Below are 6,443 nucleotides of genomic sequence, written 5' to 3'. Positions count from 1 at the left end.
CGGTCAGCAAGGGCATGAAGGTCCGCGGTCACACCCTGGTGTGGCACGCCCAGCTGCCCAGCTGGATCAACAACAACATGTCGGCCAGTGACCTGCGCTCGGCGATGACCAACCACATCACCCAGGTGATGAACCACTACAAGGGCAAGGTCTTCGCCTGGGACGTGGTCAACGAGGCGTTCGCCGACGGCGGCGCGGTCGGCACGCTGCGCGACTCGATCTTCACCCAGAAGCTGGGCAAGGGCTTCATCGAGGAGGCCTTCCGCGCCGCGCGGGCCGCCGACCCGAACGTGAAGCTGTGCTACAACGACTACAACATCGACAGCGCCACCGCCGCCAAGACGCAGGGCGTCTACAACATGGTGAAGGACTTCAAGGCGCGTGGCGTGCCGATCGACTGCGTGGGCCTGCAGTCGCACTTCGGCAACCCGCCGTCGAACTACCAGCAGAACATCGCGCAGTTCGCCGCGCTCGGCGTCGACGTGCAGATCACCGAGCTCGACGTCGGCGGTTCGGGCTCCACCCAGGCCGACGCCTACCGCCGCGTCGTCCAGGCCTGCACGGCCGTGCCGCGTTGCACCGGCATCACCGTGTGGGGCATCACCGACAAGTGGTCATGGCGGAGTGGCGACACCCCGCTGCTGTTCGACGGGAACTTCAACAAGAAGCAGGCCTACACCTCGGTCCTGAACGCGCTCAACGCGGCGACCCCCAGCACGAGCCCGTCACCCAGTGCTTCGCCGTCCCAAAGCCCCAGCGCCAGTCCCAGTGCGAGCCCGAGCGCCAGTCCGAGCGCGAGTCCCAGCGCGAGCCCGTCGGCCTCGCCGTCGACGTCCCCGGTTCCCGGCGGATGCTCGGCGACGATCAAGACGATCAACAGCTGGGGAGGCGGCTTCCAGTCCGAGGTGACGGTGCAGGCGGGCAGTTCGGCGGTCAACGGCTGGACCGTGAAGTGGACCTGGCCGGGCGGGCAGAGCATCAGCAGCCTGTGGAACGGCCGGCAGAGCGCGTCCGGTTCCTCGGTGACGGTCACCAACGAGTCCTACAACGGCTCTATCGCGGCGGGCGCGTCCACGACGTTCGGCTTCACCGCCAACGGCACCGCGGCCACCCCCACCGCCACCTGCACCAGCCCCTGATCCACAACTCCTGATCAGGCGCCCCTGACGCCTCCGGTGCGCGGGACCTCCCCCCGCGCGCCGGAGGCGTCGACGGAAGGCGGCGTGGCCGGATCGACCGGATCGAGATCCGCGAGCGACCCGCCGGCCGAGGCGAGCCAGGCGCGTACGGTGGCGTCGTGCTCGCCGAGCGCCGGAGGCGGCTCCGCCGGGCGGACCAGGTCCTCGGAGTAGCTCACGGGGTGGCGCACCTGCGGCGTGCGGTCCGGCCGGGGGCGTACGGCCGGCGTCAGGCCGAGGCGCTCCGCCAGGCCGAACGCCTCGGCGATGTCCGCGACGCAGCCCGCCGGCACCTGCTCGGCGGTCAGCCGTTCCTGCCATTCGGCTGCGGCGGCGGCGGCGAGGAGGCCTTCCAGCGCCGCGACGAGTTCCTCGCGGTTGGCCACTCTGGCGGCGTTCGTCGCGAAGCGTTCGTCGGTGGCCAGGCCGGGATCGCCGAGCACGCGGGTCAGCCGGGCGAACTGCCCGTCGTTGCCGCAGGCCACGGCGAGCAGGCCGTCCCGGCAGCGCAGGGTCTCGTACGGCGCGATGGAGGGGTGGCGGTTGCCCATCCGCCCCGGCGGCACACCGGTCTCCAGGTAGCCCTGGGCCTGGTTGACCAGCGCGGCCAGCAGGCTGGACAGCAGGTTCACCTCGACGTGGCATCCCCTGCCGGTGCTCGCCCGGGCGGCAAGCGCGGCCAGGATCCCGATGGCCGCGTCCTTGCCGGTCAGCACGTCGACCAGGGCCACGCCGGCCTTCGTCGGCTCCCCGTCGGCCGCGCCGGTGACCGACATGAGTCCGCCCACGGCCTGGACGATGAAGTCGTAACCCAGCAGCCCGGCTCCGGCGCCCGGGCCGAAGCCGCTGATCGTGCAGTAGACGACGCCCGGGTTCGCGGCCGCCACCTGCGCGTAGCCCAGCCCGCGCCGGTCGAGCGCGCCCGGCCTGAAGTTCTCCACGAGCACGTCGGCGCGCCGCGCCAGCTCGCGGGCGAGCGTCAGGTCGGCCGGATCGTCCAGGTCCAGCGTGACGCTCCGCTTGGTGCGGTTCACGCTCTCGAAGTACGTCGACGACGTGGCGGACCACGGCGGTCCCCACGAACGGGTGTCGTCTCCGGTGCCGGGGCGCTCGACCTTGATCACGGTCGCGCCCAGGTCGGCCAGGGTCATCGTGCAGGACGGGCCGGCCAGCACACGGCTGAAGTCGGCGACGAGCACGCCGTGGAGCGGACGGGTCACGACCGCGCCTCCGGCTCGGGGTCGCACATCAGGTCTCCTCGTTCGGGGCTCCATGGGTACCGGGACGTTCACCACGCTAAGGCCGGGTGAGGCCGGTGGTGGCTTCCGATCGGTCTTGCGGCCGAGTTTCCGGCATTCCGGTCGCCTCCGGCAGCGTGGCCTAGCCTGAAGTGATTCGCGAAGTTTCCACGCGGAAGGGTCGCTTCATGCGGGTTACCACCGACGCCGACGTACGACGGGTGTTCGACCGGATCGCGGATCGGTACGACGACCAGATGCGGGCCTGGGAGAGGCGCCTGTTCCCCGGCAGCCGGGAGTGGGCCGTCGGGCAGGCGCGCGGACACGTCGTGGAGATCGCGGTCGGCACCGGGCTGAACCTGCCGCTGTACGACGCCGGGACCACCGTGATCGGGATCGAGTTGTCCGAGCGCATGCTGGACCTGGCGCGGCGGCGGGTGGCGCTGGCCGGTCTCGGCGCCCGGGTGGAACTGCGGCAGGGCGACGTGCAGCGCCTCGACCTGCCCGACGGCATCGCCGACACCGTCCTGTCCACGTTCACGATGTGCACGATTCCCGACCCCGCCGCCGCGGCCCGCGAGGCCTACCGGGTGCTCAGGCCGGGTGGGCGGTTCGTGCTGGCCGAGCACGGGCCGGCCCGCAACCCGGTCCTCCGGGCCGGAATGCGGCTGGTGGAGCCGCTGTTCGTACGGTTCGAGGCCGACCACCTCACCCGCGATCCCCGGCCGTACCTGGAGCGGGCGGGGTTCCGGATCGAGTCGGTGACCCGGACGGCGCGCGGCGTCGGCTTCCGGGTGCTGGCCGTACGGCCCTGACCCGGGTGCGGCGTGATCGCCTATGGGTTTTAACCATTTGCCTAGTGTCATTAGGAATGACTAGCCTCGCCGCTCATGAGACCGGTCACCGAGCACGAAGTGCGTACGTCGTTCATCAACTGTTCCAAGGGCGAGGCCAAGCGTCTCGGGCTGCCCAGGGACCTCCCGGATCGTCCGTGGGAGGACCTCGACTTCCTCGGCTGGCGAGACCCGGGCGCACCGGAGCGGGCGTACCTGGTGGCCGAACGCGACGGCTCCCTCGTCGGCATCGCGCTCCGGGTGACCTCCGGCGCCTCGCGCGCCTTCACCTCCCGCAGCATGTGCTCCCTGTGTCTGACCACCCACACCAGCGGCGGCGTGGCGCTGATGACCGCGCGCCGGACCGGCGAGGCGGGCCGTCAGGGGAACACCGTCGGGCAGTACCTGTGTACCGACCTCGACTGCTCCCTCTACCTGCGCGGGAAGAAGGAGGCCCCCGGGGCGGGGATCGTCGACGAGTCCCTGACCGTGGAGGAGAAGGCCGCCCGCACCCGGGCCAACCTCGACTCCTTCCTCGACAAGGTCGCGAACGGCTGACCGCCGGTCGTCGCACCCGCTGCGGCATGATGGCGCCCATGGCTTCGCAATCCAGGCACGTCAGCGAGTGGATCGACCGGCCGGCGGCCGACGTCTACGAACACGAACTGTCCTGATTCGCCCGCGCGCTTCAGCCTGGTGTGCCGGAGGTGGCCGGCTGCTCCTGCGGTTCGTTGCGGACCAGTGCGCGGGTGCCGCGGTCGAGCAGGCTCGCGGTCACGGCCAGGACGATGAGCGCGGCGCCCGCGGTCAACGTCACCTGGGCGTTGAAAGCCGAGGCGGCGAGGGCCGTGACGGCGAGCCCGGCCGGTCTCAGGATGAAGGATCCCGCGTAGTCGAACGACGAGACCCGCGACAGCGACGAGTTGGGGATGTGCTGCTGGAGCGCCGTCTCCCACAGGGTGTTGGGGAAGGTGGTCGCGATCCCGGCCAGCAGTCCGCAGACGATGAGCGGGATCGGTTCCGGCGCGGTTCCGAGGACGACGATCAGCGGGGCCGCCGGCAGCATCATGAGCCGCCCGGTGAACAGCAGGCGGCGCGGCCGGAACCGTACGGCGAGCGCGTTGCCCAGCACGTCGCCGATTCCGAGGCTCGCGGTCACGGCCCCCCAGAGCAGGCCGCCGTTGTCCGAGCCGGACAGCGACACCGGGCCCAGCACGTAGAGGAAGGAGTAGACGAAGTTGAAGATCATGAACATGGCGATGCCCGTCCAGACCCACGATCGCTTCGCGACCTCCTGCCATCCGCCGCGGAAGTCACGGAGGAAACCGCCGCCCGCGGCCGCGGGCCGGGCGGGGACCGCCAGCCGGCGGAGGAACAGCAGGCTGCCCAGGAAGGTCAGCCCGTCGGCGACGAGCACCCAGCCGGCGCCGGCCAGGACCACCGCCATTCCCGCGATCATCGGCCCGACGCTCACCGAGACGTTGCGGGTGAGCGACAGCAGGGCGTTGGCCTCCTGCAGCAGCCGCGGCGGCACGGTCTCGGCGACCAGGCCGACCGACGCGGGCATGAACAGGGCGCTCGCCGCACCGGCGAGGCCGTGCAGCGCGATCATCGCCCACAGCGGCGGATGCCCGGTGAGCAGGAGCAGGCCGAACGTGATCTGTGAGGCCGCGCTGATGCCGTCGGACAGCACCATCAGGCGCTTGCGCGGCAGGCGATCGGCCCACACACCGCCGCCCAGCATGAACACGATCTGAGCCGCCGAGTACGCCGCCAGCACCAGGCCGAGGTCGGCCGCGGAGCCGGTGGCGTCGAGCACGCCGAAGGAGAGCGCGACGGGTGTCATGGCGCTGCCGGCCGCGGAGAGGGCGCTCGCGAGGAACTGATTGCGGAACTGGACGAATCTGGCCAGTTCCGCGAGGTTGCGCCAGTGGACCGCGGCCATCAGGGTGTGTGGCCCGCCGACTCGAACTCGACCGCGTACTCCCGCATGACCCTCCGGGCGGCGGCGCGGACGCTGCGCTCGTCCGGCCCGGTCAGCCTGAAGCGCCCGGGTACGTGGAAGTAGCCGCCGGTCCCGTCGAAGACGTCCCCCGGCTCCGGCAGCACCTCGGCGTACACCTGGGGGACGGTGCCCGTCATCGCCGTACGGCGGACCACCCGGCCGGGGCGGAGGCCGGGTTCGGGCATCACCACCCAGCCGGCCGGGGCGTCGCCGAAGCGGGCGCCCGCCGACTCCAGCGGGATGCCCAGGACCGTGCGGAAGCTCTCCGTCACCAGGTCGATGCCGTGGAGTTCCCGGTGGACGTAGGGCACCTCCGCCCCGCCGGCGCGCATCCCCGCTTCGAGGAACACCAGACCGCCGTCGGGCCGGCGGATGACTTCGAGGTGGAAGCAGCCGGTCTCCAGGCCGAGAGCCCTGAGACACGCGACGGCGAACTCTCGGATCTCGTCCCGGAGCGGGCCCGGGTCCAGCGTCGCCGAGCCGAGCGGCCTGCCCCGCAGGAAGTCCAGGGGCGTGTTGACGTAGCCGGAGACGCTCAGGAAGTGCGGCAGCCCCCCGGAGAGGACTCCGTCCGCGTGGTAGATCTCGGTGGAGACGAACTCCTCGCACTCGAACGCCGTGACGTCGAGGCCGTCGAGTTCGGCCGCGAGTTCCTCCTCGTCACGGATGATCCGGACGCCGACGGAGCCGGCCTCGGCCCGTGGTTTGAGGACGAGCGGGAAACCGATCCCGGCGGTGATCTCGGCGATCGTGGTGGAGGCGCCCAGTTCCATGAACCGCGGCACCGGCAGGCCGCGCTTGGCGAGCCGCTCCTTCATCACGATCTTGTCCTTGAACGCCCGCACCAGGTCCGCGCCCGGGCCCGGCGCGCCGAACTCCTCGCGCAGCAGCGCCGCCGTCAGCACGTCGAACTCGGAGAGCGCGGCGACGCCGTCGAACCGCCCGTACCGCTCGGCGAGGTCCCGCGCGGCCGGCACCAACGTGGCGAGCCGCAGATCGGGGACCGTGCCGACCCGGCCCGGCTCCACCGGGCCCAGCGCCGTCGTCCGCATGGGCAGGGTCAGGTACGACAGGTCGCACGGCTGATCGGCGCAGTAGCGGAAATACTCCGCGTCGCTGTCGTCGTAGCGGTTGACGACGAGGTAGTGCGGGCGGTCCGGCATCGTCGTTTCCGTGGGTCGGAGTCAAC

General features: G+C 71.4%; 6 protein-coding genes. 3 read left to right on the top strand and 3 right to left on the bottom strand.

All coding sequences use genetic code 11. The features are described 5' to 3' along the window. Positions 1 to 1,139 (top strand): endo-1,4-beta-xylanase (locus HHX33_RS31970; protein WP_182877837.1); only part of this gene is annotated, 1,139 nt, incomplete at its 5' end. A 14-nt stretch (positions 1,140 to 1,153) separates the two neighbouring features. Here the strand turns inward: HHX33_RS31970 and HHX33_RS31965 are convergent. Continuing rightward, positions 1,154 to 2,398, bottom strand: coding sequence for a CoA transferase (locus HHX33_RS31965; RefSeq protein WP_310741612.1), 1,245 nt, complete (start codon positions 2,396 to 2,398; stop codon positions 1,154 to 1,156). A gap of 206 nt (positions 2,399 to 2,604) precedes the next feature. Here HHX33_RS31965 and HHX33_RS31960 point away from each other — a divergent pair, with 206 nt between their 5' ends. Continuing rightward, the gene (locus HHX33_RS31960; RefSeq protein ID WP_182877835.1) at positions 2,605 to 3,231 is read left to right on the top strand and encodes a class I SAM-dependent methyltransferase; all 627 of its coding nucleotides are present in this window, start codon (positions 2,605 to 2,607) and stop codon (positions 3,229 to 3,231) included. 75 nt (positions 3,232 to 3,306) lie between these two features. Then, positions 3,307 to 3,807, top strand: a complete 501-nt coding sequence (locus HHX33_RS31955) for an FBP domain-containing protein (RefSeq protein WP_138460588.1) — start codon at positions 3,307 to 3,309, stop codon at positions 3,805 to 3,807. 130 nt (positions 3,808 to 3,937) lie between these two features. Here HHX33_RS31955 and HHX33_RS31950 read toward each other — a convergent pair whose 3' ends face one another. Both HHX33_RS31950 and HHX33_RS31945 read right to left on the bottom strand, forming a co-directional pair. Beyond that, positions 3,938 to 5,194 carry an MFS transporter gene (locus HHX33_RS31950; protein ID WP_182877834.1) on the bottom strand — a complete coding sequence of 419 codons (1,257 nt, stop codon included), beginning with the start codon at positions 5,192 to 5,194 and terminating at the stop codon, positions 3,938 to 3,940. Further along, positions 5,194 to 6,417, bottom strand: coding sequence for an ATP-grasp domain-containing protein (locus tag HHX33_RS31945; protein ID WP_182877833.1), 1,224 nt, complete (start codon positions 6,415 to 6,417; stop codon positions 5,194 to 5,196). The genes HHX33_RS31950 and HHX33_RS31945 overlap by 1 nt, the downstream gene beginning before the upstream one ends. Positions 6,418 to 6,443 lie beyond the last annotated feature (26 nt).

Origin of the sequence: Microbispora sp. H10670 (assembly GCF_014161385.1) — a bacterium.
Classification (GTDB): domain Bacteria; phylum Actinomycetota; class Actinomycetes; order Streptosporangiales; family Streptosporangiaceae; genus Microbispora; species Microbispora triticiradicis.
Note: the sequence above shows the minus strand (reverse complement) of the source record. Positions and strands in the feature narration are given on the sequence as shown.